The 13,859-nt window shown below is 56.9% G+C and carries 19 protein-coding genes; 9 read left to right on the plus strand and 10 right to left on the minus strand.

Annotated elements, in window-relative coordinates:
* Positions 1-69: 69 nt before the first annotated feature.
* Entirely contained in the window at positions 70-951 is an 882-nt protein-coding gene (locus FHC51_RS13585; protein WP_220435772.1) for a LysR substrate-binding domain-containing protein, read from the minus strand.
* A 100-nt stretch (positions 952-1,051) separates the two neighbouring features.
* On the opposite strand from FHC51_RS13585, the gene FHC51_RS13590 reads away from it, so the two are divergent.
* Genes FHC51_RS13590 through FHC51_RS13600 form a run of 3 tightly spaced genes read left to right on the plus strand, consistent with a single transcriptional unit; the run spans position 1,052 to position 2,251 of the window.
* The gene (locus FHC51_RS13590; RefSeq protein ID WP_103179005.1) at positions 1,052-1,354 is read left to right on the plus strand and encodes a carboxymuconolactone decarboxylase family protein; all 303 of its coding nucleotides are present in this window, start codon (positions 1,052-1,054) and stop codon (positions 1,352-1,354) included.
* A 4-nt stretch (positions 1,355-1,358) separates the two neighbouring features.
* Positions 1,359-1,748 carry a tautomerase family protein gene (locus FHC51_RS13595; protein ID WP_220435773.1) on the plus strand — a complete coding sequence of 130 codons (390 nt, stop codon included), beginning with the start codon at positions 1,359-1,361 and terminating at the stop codon, positions 1,746-1,748.
* Complete coding sequence (locus FHC51_RS13600; RefSeq protein ID WP_220435774.1) at positions 1,745-2,251, plus strand: DUF4865 family protein; 507 nt, start codon at positions 1,745-1,747, stop codon at positions 2,249-2,251. The genes FHC51_RS13595 and FHC51_RS13600 overlap by 4 nt, the downstream gene beginning before the upstream one ends.
* A 203-nt stretch (positions 2,252-2,454) precedes the next feature.
* On the opposite strand, the gene FHC51_RS13605 is transcribed toward FHC51_RS13600, so the two are convergent.
* Positions 2,455-2,847, minus strand: a complete 393-nt coding sequence (locus FHC51_RS13605; RefSeq protein ID WP_220435775.1) for a VOC family protein — start codon at positions 2,845-2,847, stop codon at positions 2,455-2,457.
* A gap of 25 nt (positions 2,848-2,872) precedes the next feature.
* On the minus strand, positions 2,873-3,805 hold the full coding sequence (locus FHC51_RS13610) for an alpha/beta fold hydrolase (protein WP_220435776.1): 933 nt from the start codon (positions 3,803-3,805) through the stop codon (positions 2,873-2,875).
* A 92-nt stretch (positions 3,806-3,897) separates the two neighbouring features.
* On the opposite strand from FHC51_RS13610, the gene FHC51_RS13615 reads away from it, so the two are divergent.
* The 3 genes from FHC51_RS13615 to FHC51_RS13625 all read left to right on the plus strand — a co-directional run bounded on the left by FHC51_RS13615 (position 3,898) and on the right by FHC51_RS13625 (position 6,101).
* Entirely contained in the window at positions 3,898-4,473 is a 576-nt protein-coding gene (locus FHC51_RS13615) for an ABATE domain-containing protein (protein ID WP_220435777.1), read from the plus strand.
* Between the two features lie 56 nt (positions 4,474-4,529).
* Complete coding sequence (locus FHC51_RS13620) at positions 4,530-5,096, plus strand: TetR/AcrR family transcriptional regulator (RefSeq protein ID WP_103179011.1); 567 nt, start codon at positions 4,530-4,532, stop codon at positions 5,094-5,096.
* A 528-nt stretch (positions 5,097-5,624) separates the two neighbouring features.
* The gene (locus FHC51_RS13625; RefSeq protein ID WP_103179012.1) at positions 5,625-6,101 is read left to right on the plus strand and encodes a DUF1348 family protein; all 477 of its coding nucleotides are present in this window, start codon (positions 5,625-5,627) and stop codon (positions 6,099-6,101) included.
* A gap of 65 nt (positions 6,102-6,166) precedes the next feature.
* Here the strand turns inward: FHC51_RS13625 and FHC51_RS13630 are convergent, their stop codons facing one another.
* The gene (locus FHC51_RS13630) at positions 6,167-6,616 is read right to left on the minus strand and encodes a helix-turn-helix domain-containing protein (RefSeq protein WP_103823651.1); all 450 of its coding nucleotides are present in this window, start codon (positions 6,614-6,616) and stop codon (positions 6,167-6,169) included.
* A gap of 145 nt (positions 6,617-6,761) precedes the next feature.
* Between FHC51_RS13630 and agp the strand changes: the two genes are divergently transcribed.
* Positions 6,762-8,003: a bifunctional glucose-1-phosphatase/inositol phosphatase gene (gene agp / locus FHC51_RS13635; protein ID WP_220435778.1), complete on the plus strand. Its 1,242-nt coding sequence runs from the start codon at positions 6,762-6,764 to the stop codon at positions 8,001-8,003.
* Between the two features lie 144 nt (positions 8,004-8,147).
* On the opposite strand, the gene FHC51_RS13640 is transcribed toward agp, so the two are convergent.
* Complete coding sequence (locus FHC51_RS13640) at positions 8,148-8,375, minus strand: YccJ family protein (protein WP_103179015.1); 228 nt, start codon at positions 8,373-8,375, stop codon at positions 8,148-8,150.
* 20 nt (positions 8,376-8,395) lie between these two features.
* Positions 8,396-8,992 (minus strand): NAD(P)H:quinone oxidoreductase, encoded by a 597-nt coding sequence (wrbA, locus tag FHC51_RS13645; RefSeq protein WP_103823653.1) that lies wholly within the window; start codon positions 8,990-8,992, stop codon positions 8,396-8,398.
* Between the two features lie 394 nt (positions 8,993-9,386).
* Between wrbA and FHC51_RS13650 the strand changes: the two genes are divergently transcribed.
* Both FHC51_RS13650 and FHC51_RS13655 read left to right on the plus strand, forming a co-directional pair.
* A complete protein-coding gene (locus FHC51_RS13650) occupies positions 9,387-9,563 on the plus strand; it encodes a general stress protein (RefSeq protein WP_032617468.1) in 177 nt (58 codons plus the stop codon).
* Between the two features lie 140 nt (positions 9,564-9,703).
* Positions 9,704-10,621 (plus strand): DMT family transporter, encoded by a 918-nt coding sequence (locus FHC51_RS13655; protein WP_220435779.1) that lies wholly within the window; start codon positions 9,704-9,706, stop codon positions 10,619-10,621.
* Here the strand turns inward: FHC51_RS13655 and rutG are convergent.
* Genes rutG through rutD form a run of 4 tightly spaced genes read right to left on the minus strand, consistent with a single transcriptional unit; the run spans position 10,612 to position 13,858 of the window.
* On the minus strand, positions 10,612-11,937 hold the full coding sequence (gene rutG / locus FHC51_RS13660; protein WP_220435780.1) for a pyrimidine utilization transport protein G: 1,326 nt from the start codon (positions 11,935-11,937) through the stop codon (positions 10,612-10,614). The genes FHC51_RS13655 and rutG overlap by 10 nt on opposite strands.
* 20 nt (positions 11,938-11,957) lie before the next feature.
* Positions 11,958-12,449: an NADH-dependent FMN reductase RutF gene (gene rutF / locus FHC51_RS13665; protein ID WP_103823656.1), complete on the minus strand. Its 492-nt coding sequence runs from the start codon at positions 12,447-12,449 to the stop codon at positions 11,958-11,960.
* Positions 12,450-12,458: 9 nt separating this feature from the next.
* Positions 12,459-13,049: a malonic semialdehyde reductase gene (locus FHC51_RS13670; RefSeq protein ID WP_103823657.1), complete on the minus strand. Its 591-nt coding sequence runs from the start codon at positions 13,047-13,049 to the stop codon at positions 12,459-12,461.
* Positions 13,046-13,858, minus strand: a complete 813-nt coding sequence (gene rutD, locus FHC51_RS13675; RefSeq protein ID WP_220435781.1) for a pyrimidine utilization protein D — start codon at positions 13,856-13,858, stop codon at positions 13,046-13,048. The genes FHC51_RS13670 and rutD overlap by 4 nt, the downstream gene beginning before the upstream one ends.
* Position 13,859: the final 1 nt, after the last annotated feature.

The raw sequence follows: 13,859 nt of genomic DNA on the forward strand, positions 1-13,859 counted from the left end.
TTTTATCCTGGCGAAGAACGGGGCAGGGCACTGGCGCATAACTGACAACCTGTGGCGAGGAACCGCCATTTATTTCACTCCGAGCAGAGCCTGCTCCATCAGTTGCGCCAGCAGGGCCTGCGCCCGTGGCTCTGCCTCGCTGCCGTGCTGTTCGAGGGTGATCCCCAGCCTGCCCGGCGTGGGCAGGACGCTTCCCGCCACCCGCAGGCTGGCAGGCATCCCGATCCGGGTCCGCAGCGTCACGCCGAGCCCGGCCTGCACTGCCGCCCAGATCCCGCTCAGGCTGTGGCTGACAAAGACCACCCGCCAGGGAATGCCCGCCCGGTTCAGGCAGTCGATGGCGTGGGCGCGCATCAGGCAGGGGGTGTCGAACATCACCAGCGGCAGGGGCTCGCCTCGGGCAAGCAGGGAACGGATCTCCATCTCCGGGGGCTGGATCCACACCATCTGGCTCTGGCCGATCGACCGTCCCTTGCGTGGCTCGCTCTCGTTCTGCCACAGCAGCACCATATCCAGGGCGTGATCATCGAAGGCGTTGAGCAGTGCCCGGTTGCGATCCACTCTGGCAACGATCCGCACCCCCGGATGGTGGCGTCTGAATTTGCCCAGGATGCCCGGCATTAGCGACTCTCCAAAATCCTCCTGCATGCCGATGCGGATCTCCGCCTGCAGCAGCTCGCCTTTCAGCGCGAACTGCACCTCGTCATTCAGCGCCAGCATGCGGCGGGCGTAGCTCATGACGATCTCTCCGTTGCGGGTCAGCGTCAGGCCACGGCCCTTTTTCATGACCAGCTCTGCACCGCACTGCTGCTCCAGCTTTTTGAGCTGGGCGCTCACCGCCGAGGTGGAGCGGCAGAGATGGGTCGCGGCCAGGGCAAAGCTGCCGCATTCAATGCCGGTGACAAAACTGCGCAGCGCATCGAGGTCGAGCGTCGGAGGGAGCTTGTTCATAAATGTCCTGAAATGCGGGATGGTGGTGAAAATATAATTTGATTTTCAGGATGAAACTATGGGGCCAGAATCGCCTTACTGTCAATGCGGAGAGAACATCATGGCCACATCCCTTACTTCTGAAACCCTGAGCCGCGTCGCGCCGAAACTGGCCGAGCTGAGCAAGGAGGTGCTGTTCAATGACATCTGGAAACGCGACGCGCTCTCCCCGCGCGATCGCAGCCTCATCACCCTGGGCGCGCTGACGGCGCTGGGACGGGTGCAGCAACTGCCCTGGCATATCGACTTCGCCCAGCAAAACGGCCTGACCCGGGAGGAAATTACCGAAGTGTTCACTCATCTGGCGTTCTACGCCGGCTGGCCTGCGGCGGTCTCCGCTCTCGGCTGCCTGGAAGAGGAGTAACCCGATGCCCTTTACACGTATCTCCCTGCGTCCGGGGTACAGCGACGCGCAGATAGCACGGATCTCCGACATCCTCCAGCAGAGCCTGGAGGCGGAATTCGCGGTTCCGCCGGGGGACCGCTTCCAGATTTTCGAGGAGATCCCGGCCACGCGGCATCTATTCGATCGCCACTATAAAAGCGGCGGGCGCAGCGACAAGTTTATTCAGTTTCACATCCTGGCGGGCAAGCCCCGCACCGCTGCGCAAAAGCAAAATCTCTGCCGCCGGCTCTGTGAAGAGCTGCACAGGACGCTGGCTATTCACCCGGATGACGTGATGGTGATGATCCAGTTCAATACCGCCGAAGAGTGGAGCTTTAGTCGGGGACAGATGCTGTCTGAGGAGGGGTTATGATCGTTATGCAATATCGCTTCACGCTGCCAGCCGACTACGATATGACCATTATTGAACGGCGCATCGCGGAGCATGGTGCGAAACTGAACGGCTTTCCCGGCCTGCTGTTTAAGGCCTTCCTTGTTGCCAGACGCGATGCCGATTTTAGCGTGGAAAACCGCTATGCACCGCTCTACGTCTGGGAGAGTGTCGCCGCGATGACGCAGTTTTTACAGAGCCCCGGCTTTCGCAGGCTGACACAGGATTTTGGCTGGCCGCAGATCGACACCTGGCTGGCGCTGCGCCTGCCGGCTGTGGCAGAGGTGAAAAGTGCCGCCTGGCTGTCGATTGCCCTTGAGACGATCCCCGCGCACAGCGACCTGTCGGCAGTGGAACTGAACGCTCCGCTCTGCGGGTGGGATGTCAGCCGCTGGCAACTGTTGCAGGTGGATTTTGTCGGGGCGCCGCAGGCAGGAAAGGAGAATTATCGGGTTGCGTATGTGGCGAGTGAGGACATAGGTTAAGCCCTCCACCGTTGATTAGGCTTAACACTTGATACAAGGTGTCCGGCGAACCGGGCACCTGTTTTTTCCTTTCAAGGCTCTCTATTTCGGATGGACATAAAAGAATAGATGCTAAGGCGCTGGACGCTGGAAGGGCAAAATGCCGGTTACATATGGGATTTGCCCAGGATGGAGCGGCCTCAAAAGCTTCAAGCAATGCCCATCTATCCAGGATAATAGAATTCGATTCTGATGCCGCTCGGTTCGTAACACATCATATGCATTGATGGCCCCTCCCGGATTAAAGTGGGTTCAAATTCGATTTCAATCTGATTCGCCTTTAATAGGTCAACAAGCCTGAACAGATCCACTTTATTTTCGACCCGTAAAGCTAAGTGATGAAGTCCGACATTGGTTTTACGATTAAATGTAATGGGCTCATCGGTTTGTGTTTTCCATAGCGTGATGGTCAGCGCATCATCTCTTACGAAGATGGCGGGATAATCTTCACGTCGTTTCACTTCCTCCCAACCCAATATATTGGTAAAAAACGCAGCGCTTTCTTCAAGCTTAGCTACGGCTAAGCCGATATGTTGCACACCAGCAGTAACAGCCATCGTTGTGTTCTCCAGAGAAAGTGTTTTAGCCAACGTTTACATCACCCATCGGTAAAGACGTCTGGCGGATGTGGCGGTCAAGGAAGTCCCGAATATCAGACCCTATCTCTCTGGCGTGCGTTTCAAGGGCAAAGTGGCCCGTGTCGTAGAAGCGGATTTCCGCGTCTGGCAGATCGCGTTTCCAGGCTTCAGCGCCCGCCGCCATGAAAAAGGGATCGTGTTTACCCCACACGGCCAATAACGGGGGCTGATGCTGACGAAAATAGTGCTGAAACAGAGGATACATCTTCACGTTTGAGGCGTAATCCAGTAACAGGTCAAGCTGAATCTCGGCATTACCAGGCCGTAATACCTGCATTCCTTCAAGGGAATAGCCATCGGGTGAAACCAGGCTTTGATCGGCAACACCTTCCAGATACTGCCATTTGATTGAAGCCGGGGTCGGAAACTCACGCAGCGCATGCCGGTTTTCAGGCGTGGGCTCGCGCCAGTATCTCTGAATGGGTTCCCAGGCCTCGCCCAGGCCCTCTTCGTAGGCATTGCCATTCTGGGAAATAAGCGCTGTCACACGCTCCGGATGGGCTAATGCCAGCCGCCATCCGACAGGGGCACCGTAGTCATGAACCAACAGCGCATAGCGGTTGAGATTAAGTGCTTCGGTAAACCGGTCAATGGTTTCCGCGAGCTGGTCAAAGGTATAAGCATATTCACCGCGCGCTGGCGCCTCGGTAAAACCGAAGGCCGGCAAATCTGGCGCGATTAAGTGATAACGATCCGCCAGCTGGGCAAAAAGATCCCGAAACATAAATGATGAGCCCGCGAAGCCGTGAAGCATCAGCAATAGAGGCGATGCCGGATCGCCGGCCTCACGGTAGAAAACGTTAACATCACCTGCCTGTTTATAGCGGTAATGCACCGGCGTAGCGGGAGCAGATAAATCCGTAGTGGAAGAGATCATGATAAGCCTCATGTAACCTTTAAAGTGGTCATTTGAAGGTTACATGTAAATTTGGTAACCTGTCAAAATGATTTTATGAGTTACGGAGCGGTATGGAATTTAAACAACCTTCTTCTCAGCCCCTCTTCCTGGCTGACAACCTTGCGCTGGATTTTATTAACAGTGAATACGGGACAGGGGATGAACGGCACGACTGTTTTGAAGACGATACCCGCGTCATCGACTGGCTGGTGATAGCGGGGCTTGTGCCGAAAGGTACTAAGGCTCCTGATGGGCTCGTGGCGGAAGCCCGGCAGCTGCGCGATGCCGCCAGGGCAGTCGTGCATGCCGCGATGAAGTCCGTTGCGGCTGACCTGACGGTGATTAACCACGTACTCCAGGTGGGGCGTCCTGAGACGACTCTGCAGTGGGACAAAGAGACGCAGCGATACCGGATTACTGTTCGGCCGGAGGTGCTCAGCCCCGCAGGCCTGCTCTGGCCTGTTGCGGATGCGTTGGTGAAACTCATCGCTGACGATAAGTTTGAATACGTGCGGCAATGTGAAGCGCATAACTGTATTTTGCTGTTTCATGATTTGAGTAAATCCCATCGCCGCCGCTGGTGCAGTATGGCGACGTGCGGCAATCGCATGAAGGTAGCGGCATTCCGGAACAGGAAAAATTCGTAGCGATTCTGGACGAAAAGAGAATTGACTGAGGAGAACGATCGTTCTACCATTACTCTATGAACAAAAATACGACTGACACACGAGAAAAAATCCTCGCGTCCGCTGAAGAACTCATTTACCAGAACGGCATCCATGCCACCGGTATGGACCTTCTGGTGAAGACCTCAGGTGTGGCCCGGAAAAGCATCTATCGCTATTTCGCGAACAAAGACGAAGTGGCGGCTGCCGCGCTGAACGCGCGGGATGTCCGCTGGATGGAGTGGTTCAGAAGCGAGTGCGACAAAGGGGACACGCCGCAGGAACGTATCCTGAATATGTTCACCGTGCTTAAAGGCTGGTTTGAGTCGGAAGGATACCGCGGGTGTGCATTCATCAATACCGCCGGGGAAGTAGGGGACAGTGCCGATCCCATCCGCCAGATTGCCAGACTGCACAAACAGAAAATACTGGATTATGCCCTGGAGTTGACCGGGCAACTGAATATTGAGCACGCTTCAGCCCTGGCAAGGCAATTGCTGCTATTGATTGAAGGCGCTATAACCGTATCACGCGTCATGGGCGAATACAGCGCCGCCGATGATGCAAAAGATATTGCTCAATTGTTACTGAAACAGGTCTCGTAAAAGAGACCTGAACTCAGAGGGAAACAGACACTGAAACAGAAATAATTCATCCTCATACCTTTCATACTTATATTCTGTTTCTATGAACAGGATATAAAATTTCATAAAATATCTCCTCTCTTGTCGGATATTTATTCCCGACGCTATTCCCTGCCGCCTTTTTTCTATTCTGACCGGGTACGATTTTCGTATCGCAAAGGCCATAAAATTAAGGTGCTATAATCATATGCTTTTGTATATAAAAGGATTTAGTCGGCTTGCTTGTAAGGGGACGGTAAAATAAAAATATAGATAATGACATTTTTTATTTTTTTAATCCTTTTACAGACACACGCTTGACGAGGTAGAATGATCGTTCTACCATGAGTGCATGGACAACAGGAACTCTCTGGTAAATGGATATTGCGCGACTGCATATTGCAAAATCGCCATGAATGAAAAGGACGTTAAATAACAGGGGAAATAGTTTATGTCTGTCTCTCGAAAATGCGTATTAACCCTCTATCCCAATTTACGGGAGTCTTAACCATGTCTGATGCACAAATTCGTCCGCCACTGCCTCCGTTTACGCTTGAATCAGCAATTGAAAAAGTCAGGCTTGCTGAAGATGGCTGGAATAGCCGCGACGCTGAAAAAGTCGCGCTGGCCTATTCTCTGGATACCAAATGGCGTAATCGCGCAGAATTTGCGAATAATCGCGAAGAAGCCAAAGGCTTCCTGGAACGTAAATGGAAAAAAGAACTTGAGTATCGCCTGATTAAAGAATTATGGGCATTTGGCGGCAACCGCATTGCCGTCCGTTACGCTTATGAATGGCGCGATGATTCCGGTAACTGGTTCCGCTCTTACGGAAATGAGAACTGGGAATTTGGCGAAGATGGCCTGATGCAGCGCCGTTTCGCCTGCATCAACGATATGCCTATCAAGGAAAGCGAACGTAAATTCCACTGGCCGCTGGGGCGTCGTCCTGACGATCATCCAGGGTTATCGGAACTGGGTCTTTAACGTCCCGTTTTATTCCGCAACGCCCGACGACTGTCCTGGTCGGGCGTTTGTGTTGTTTCACTCAGTTATTTCGCCTGCGGATACTTCGCCACCACTTCACCTGGCCCCAGCTCCCGCCCATCACTTGCCACCATCGTGAGCTTGCGTAGCGGCTGGCGATCCCGCGCGTCCACCAGCACCGTACCGGTATCCCCCTCGGCGAACAGGTGTTCATTTCCCCACTGGGAGAGCGCCAGCAGCACGGTTTGCAGCTCGCGGCCTTTTGTGGTCAGCACATACTCCTGCCAGGCGCTGCCGTCGGAGGCGGGTTGCAACGTCAGTATGCCTTCGTCCACCAGCAGCTTCAGCCGGGTCGCCAGCATGTTTTTGGCGATGCCGAGGCTTTTCTGAAACTCACCAAAACGTGTAATGCCGCTCAGGGCATCACGCACAATCAGCAGGGACCACCAGTCGCCGATAATATCCAGCGAGCGGGCGACAGGGCAGGGGCTCTCTTCGAGGCGGGTACGTTTCACGGTCTCTCCTTATCAGCAGTAAGTTTAATTATAAAACCAATTACTCCCGCGTACAAAGCAAGCCGTCACTTTGCGGGCAGGCTCCAGGTAATTCGTCACAGATCTGTCACACTGTTAACGACAATAAACAGGTGAGGAATTAGGGATGAGAAAAGCACTAATCGCTGTCGCCGTGGCGGGCAGCATCGGGCTCTCTGGTGGCGTTCAGGCGCAAACCGCGCCGGAAGGGTATCAGCTGGAACAGATTCTGATCATGAGCCGTCATAACCTGCGTGCGCCGCTGGCCAATAACGGCAGCGTGCTGGAGCAGTCGACTCCGGAAAAATGGCCAGAGTGGGATGTGCCTGGCGGGCAGCTCACCACCAAAGGTGGGGTGCTGGAAGTCTACATGGGGCACTACATGCGTGAATGGCTGGCAGAGCAGGGGCTGGTGACCGCCGGGGAGTGTCCGGCAGCGAACAGCGTCTATGCCTATGCCAACAGCCTGCAACGCACGGTGGCGACCGCGCAGTTCTTCATTACCGGCGCCTTCCCGGGCTGTGATGTGCCGGTGCACCATCAGGAACAGATGGGCACTATGGACCCCACGTTTAACCCGGTGATCACCGACAACTCCCCGGAATTCCGCGAAAAAGCGCTCCAGGCGATGAACAAAGAACGCCAGGGGATGCAGCTTGACGAGAGCTACAAACTGCTGGAGCAGATGACCGACTACAAACAGTCTCCGTCCTGCAAAGAGAAACAGGTCTGTTCCCTGACGGACGCGAAAGATACCTACAGCGCCGAGTACCAGAAAGAGCCTGGCGTATCCGGTCCGCTGAAGGTAGGTAACTCGCTGGTGGACGCCTTCACCTTGCAGTATTACGAAGGCTTCCCGCTGGATCAGGTGGCGTGGGGCGAGATCAAAACCGACCAGCAGTGGCGGGTGCTCTCTCAGCTGAAAAATGGCTATCAGGATTCGCTTTTTACCTCGGCAGAGGTGGCGCGTAACGTGGCGAAACCGCTGGTGAAATATATCGATAACGCACTGGTCACCGACCGGGCGAAAGCGCCAAAAATCACCGTGCTGGTGGGGCATGACTCCAACATCGCCTCCCTGCTGAAGGCGCTGGATTTTAAACCCTATCAGCTGCACGGCCAGTACGAGCGCACGCCGATTGGCGGCAAGATCGTCTTCCAGCGCTGGCACGACAAAACCGGCAATCGCGATTTGATGAAAATTGAGTATGTCTATCAGAGTACCGAGCAGCTGCGTAATGCCCAGGTGCTGACATTAGAAGCCCCGGCCCAGCGCGTTACCCTGGAGCTGAATGGCTGTCCGGTGGATGCAGACGGATTCTGCCCAGTGGAGAGCTTTAATAAGGTATTGAATACCGCGGCGCAGTAAGTTCAGCCCCTCTCCCTGAAGGGGAGAGGGGCTGAAATGTCGGGTGGCGCTTCGCTTACCCGACCTACAAAATCCAACTCTGGTTCCGAATCCCGTAGGCCTGATAAGCGTAGCGCCATCAGGCGTTTTTTGTCCGCACGATTATCAGACGTTTTTACGCTCAATGGTCTGCTCGCCCCAGAACAGCGAGTCTTTGTCGGTTTTTTGGAAGGCTAACATCAGAACTTCATCATTACCTTCTTCCCAGATTTTCTCTGCCAGTTTTTCGTCATATTTTGCGACTTCAAAAATCGCCTCAGCGATCTCCGGTGACGTATTACGTAAGCGCGCAAATTCCCCGACGCGATGTGCTTTAGCTTCTTGAGTTGGCATAGTAATCCTCCTGTTGAGAGTTAACCTTTCAGTTTTGCAGCCAGGCCGGCGACATATTCACCCTGATAGCGGGCAATGTTCAGTTCTGCTTCCGAAGGCTGACGTGAACCGTCGCCCCCGGCAATCGTTGTTGCGCCATACGGCGTACCGCCGCGGAGCTGGGAAAGATCAAACAGTTCCGGGGTGCCGTAGCCGATGGGCACAATCACCATCCCGTGGTGCGCAAGGGTGGTCCAGGTTGAGGTGATGGTCTGCTCTTGTCCACCACCAGTGCCGGTGGAGCTGAACACGCTGGCGACTTTGCCGAGTAACGCATTTTTGGCCCACAATCCTCCGGTCTGGTCGAGGAAGGTGCGCATCTGGCCGGCCATATTGCCGAAGCGCGTTGGGGTACCAAAGATGATTGCGTCATAATCGCCCAGTTCCTGCGGGGAGGCCACCGGCGCGTCCTGCGCTTTACCGCCCGCTTTGGCAAAAGCTTCTGCCTGCATGGTTTCCGGTACGCGTTTGATCACCACCTCAACCCCCTCGATTTTCCTGGCGCCTTCCGCAACTGCATGAGCCATGGTTTCGATGTGTCCGTACATGGAATAGTAGAGCACCAGAATTTTCGTCATTTCGCTTCACTCCTCGCATGATTTTTACGGTCAGCGGCATGCTGCCCTCTTTTAAAGATATGACGTGACAGCGAGACTGCAAATCTGGACGCCATTTATTTGATTTTAAACAATAAAGAATGACAGACTTTCGTCGTAGCAAAATGAAACATTTTCACTAGGGCAAATTTTTGGAATGATAAGAAAGGCTTATGGTTCCGTTTCGGCAGGCTTCATACAAAAGGCTGATATCGTATTGCAGGATATTACGATTCGCTGGCCGAATGCGCCTGCTCCACTAAGCTTAAGTTCACGCGGCGCAGTTAAAGACTCTTTTTTAGCGTCGTCAGGTGGAAGAATTCGCTTTCACTGAATGCAGAATTAAATCTTATGTTTTTAACTCTGGAGGTCCGACATGGCAAACCATCGTGGTGGGTCAGGTAATTTTGCAGAAGACCGTGAAAGAGCATCAGAAGCAGGACGTAAAGGTGGCCAGCAAAGTGGGGGTAACTTTAAAAACGACCCTCAACGTGCATCCGAAGCTGGCAAAAAAGGGGGCAAAAATAGCCATGGCGGCAACAAGAGCAGTTAAGTTGCAGCCGTCTGAAGTAGGGGTCTTTTGACCTCTGGCACCCCCGCCGCCGGGATCCCCGGCGGTTTTTTTATGCCTGTTATTGAAGTGTTATCAAATTCCTTCCACACTAGCGGATTGACTCTTTGTGCTGGTGCCCCATGTCTCTCTCCCGTTATGCCTTTTCGATCAAACCGCAGGAAGCGATCCTGATCCTTATCACCATGTTCTGGGGTGGGACCTTTCTTGCCGTACAGTACGCCGTCACGCAGAGCGGCCCTTTCTTCTTTGTCGGCCTGCGTTTTGCCACGGCTGCGCTGACGGTGGCGCTCATTTCGCTCAAAACCCTGCGCGGCCTGACCCTGACCGAACTGAAAGCGGGGCTGGCGATCGGGGTGGCGATCGCGATGGGCTACAGCCTGCAAACCTGGGGATTACAGACTATTCCCAGCAGTAAATCGGCGTTTATTACCGCCATGTATGTCCCGCTGGTGCCGCTGCTGCAGTGGCTCTGCCTGCGCCGTATGCCGGGAATGATGTCCTGCATCGGCATTGTGCTGGCCTTTATCGGGCTGATCCTGCTGGCAGGGCCGGAAGATAACCTGCTGGCGCTCGGGCCTGGAGAGATGATCACCCTGGTGGGCGCGGTGGCGATTGCCGCCGAGATCATCCTCATCAGCGCCTGGGCTGGAAAGGTGGACGTCAAGCGTGTCACCGTCGTGCAGCTGGCGACCGCCTCGCTGGTGGCGTTTCTGACCATGATCCCAGCCGGGGAGTCGGTTCCGCCGATGTCGGCAGGGCTGTGGATGGTGGCCCTTGGGCTGGGGATTTTCAGCGCCATTATTCAGGTGACCATGAACTGGGCCCAGCGCAGCGTCTCGCCAACCCGGGCGACCGTTATCTATACCGGCGAACCGGTCTGGGCGGGGATCTTTGGCCGTCTGGCCGGGGAGCGCCTGCCGCTGCTTGCCCTGGTGGGTGCCGCCTTTATCATCGCGGGCGTGCTGGTGAGTGAGCTGAAGCTGAAAAGAAAAAAGAAGGCGCTGCCGGACGACAGCGCCACGCTGGATCAGTCCTGAGCCGCCACTGTGCCCTGCGTCACCCCCGCCATCCGGCGGCTGAGCAGGGCGTTAAGGGCAATCGCGCCAAAGGTGGCCGTGCCGATCCCGCCCAGGGTAAAGCCGCCGAGCGAAAGGGCAAAATCCCCCGCACCCAGCACAAGCGTTACGGCGACCATAATCAGGTTGCCGTTTTGACTGAGATCGACACGGTTCTGCACCCAGATCCGCGCCCCGGCCACCGCAATCAGGCCAAACACCACAATCGACGCACCGCCAATCACCGGCCCTGGGATGGTGTGGATCAAGGCACCGAATTTAGGTGAAAAGCCGAGCAGCACGGCAATCACCGCTGCCGCCACGAACACCAGCGTCGAGTAGACCTTGGTGACCGCCATCACGCCGATATTCTCGGCATAGGTGGTCACGCCGCTGCCGCCCACCGAACCCGACAGCATGGTCGCCAGCCCGTCTCCCACAAATGCTCGCCCCATATAGGGGTCCATATTGCGTCCGGTCATGCCGGCCACCGCTTTCAAATGGCCGAGGTTTTCCGCCACCAGGATCACCGCCACCGGGGCAATCAGCATGATCGCCTGGCCGTTAAAGGTGGGCGAGGTGAGTTGCGGAAGGCCAAACCACGCCGCCTGTTGCACGAGAGCAAAATCGACCGGTTTACCGAACCCGAAGACATTGGTCAGCAGACCGTAGAGCAGGCAGGCGAAGATCAGCCCCACCAGGATCAGCAGCCGCTGGATCATCCCCCGGGTAAACACCGCCACCAGGCCGATGCAGAGCACCGTCATCACCGCCATCCAGCTGTCAAAGGCGGAGCCGGAAACTCCTTTGACGGCGATGGGTGCCAGGTTGAGGCCAATCGCCATCACCACCGCCCCGGTGACCACCGGCGGCATCAGGCGTTCGATCCAGCGGGTGCCCAGCTTCATCACCACCAGACCGACCGCGGTGTAGATTGCCCCGCAGGCGATGATCCCGCCCAGCGCCACGCTCAGCTGCGGGTTTACCCCCTGGCCGGAAAAGCCGGTGGCGGCAATCACCACCCCGACAAAGGCAGCGCTGGAGCCGAGATAGCTCGGCACCCGTCCGCCGGTGATGAAAAAGAAGAGCAGGGTGCCAATGCCCGACATCAGAATCGACAGGTTAGGATCCAGCCCCATCAAAATGGGCATCAGCACCGTGGCGCCAAACATCGCCACCGCATGCTGTACCCCCATCACCGCGGTTTGCGCCAGCGGGAGACGTTCATCCGGCGCGACCACGCCGCTATCAGAGGAGGTCGATTTCAACTGCCAGTGAGGAAAACCGAATAGTGCCATCAGCTGCTCCTTAAGGAGGATTAACAGGCGGGTCGCATCAGCGCGTGGTAGCCGCGGTCAAACCACACCAGGCCCTGGGGCACCGGGTGGCGGGTTATTGCAACGATCTCGCAAAACAGAATGTCGTGGGTGCCGACGCTCACCACCTGGCTAATGCGGCAGTCGAACGAGGCCAGCGCCTCGTCGAGACGTGGACAGCCGGTGGCACCCGTCTGCCAGCCTGCTGCGGCAAAGCGATCGGCCATCGGGGTTTTGCCGCCAAACAGATTCGAGAGCGACTCCTGCCCGGCGCTCAGGGTGTTGACGCACAGGGTGCGGTTGTCGTTAAACACCGGCCACACCGAGGCGCTACGATTCAGGCACACCAGCAGGGTTGGCGGTGAGTCGGTCACGCTGCATACCGCGCTGGCGGTAAAGCCCGCCTGGCCGGCCGGGCCGTCGGTGGTGATGATATTGACCGCCGCGCCCAGACAGGCCATGGCATCACGAAACGTTTGTTTATCGATATTCATGGTGGCTCCTTATGCCAGCCCGCAGGCGTCTTCAAAACTCAGGCGGGGCAGTCGCCCGTAAAGTTTGCTGGTATCGCCGTAGCCGATGTTGATCAGCAGATTGCTTTTCAGGTTGCTGCCGGTGAAGAAGGCCGCGTCCACCTTCTCCCGGTCAAAACCGGACATCGGCCCGGTATCCAGCCCCAGTGCCCGGCAGGCAACGATCAGATAGGCCGCCTGCATGGTGCTATTGCGAAAGGCGGTCTCCTCGGCGAGCTGCGGGCTGGCGGTAAACCAGCTGCGGGCATCGCCGTGGGGGAACAGCTCCGGCAGCCGGTCGTAAAACTGGCTGTCCCAGGCAACGATAACCGTCACCGGGGCGGTGAGGGTCTTTTGCAGATTGCCGCTGGAGAGGGCCGGGCGCAGCTTCTCTTTACCTTCCGGGGTGCGGATAAAGACCATCCGCGCCGGAGAGCAGTTGGCGGAGGTGGGCCCCCACTTCATCAGGTCGTAGATTTCACGCAGCGTCTCGTCGCTGACCGGACGATCCAGCCAGCCGTTATGGGTTCGCGCTTCGGTAAACAGCGCATGCTGCGCCGTCGGGGTGATGGCTTCACTCATGGCAACTCCTTCAGTAAACGTTCGTGGCGGTGCAGCAGGCTGGCGAGCCCGTTTTGCAGCAGGGCGTTAAACGCCTCCGGCTCGGTCACGTTGCAGGCGTGTCCGCCCCGGGGCATCACGGTAAGCAGGCTGCCGGGCAGGGCGGCATGCAGCTCTGCTGAACAGACCGAGGGCACCAGCAGATCGTCGGCGGCGCAAAGTATCTGCACCGGGCAGTGAATGCGCGCCGTCAGGCGGCTGAAATCGGCCCGCTTCAGGGCATTCAGCCTGCGCAGGAGCGTGGTTTTGCCCTGGAAGTGGGCCAGGGCCAGCGCCTCTTCCGCCTCCATGCGCGGCTGACGGGCCGCCATCCAGTCGGCGGGATAGAGAAAGAGCGGCTGGGCTTCCACCCACGCCTGCGCCCCTCCGGCATGCAGCAGCCGCTCGCGGATCTGGAAGCAGCGGCGGGTATGGGGATGCAGCGTCAGCCAGCCGTTAACGCATACCAGGGCACCGATCGCCTCCGGGTGATCCACTGCCAGCTGCAGGCCGATTAGCGCCCCCAGGGCATGGCCCACCACGCTGAACCGCGCGATCCCTGCGAGAGAGAGCGCCTGCCACAGCTCGTCGGCCATCGCTGCCAGGGTGTAATCTTCCGGCAGCTCGCCGGGGTTATTGCCGGTGCCGCGCTGGTCGTAGCAGACCACCTGATACCCTTGCTCCAGGTCGGCGAGCTGAGGCAGCCAGTAGCTGCCGCTGCCCCCCAGTCCGGCGATCAGCACCACAACCGGCGCATCCGCAAAGGGCGGCGGTGAAATGGAAAGATTCATG

Source organism: Leclercia sp. EC_58 (genome assembly GCF_019584355.1).
Classification (GTDB): Bacteria; Pseudomonadota; Gammaproteobacteria; order Enterobacterales; family Enterobacteriaceae; genus Enterobacter.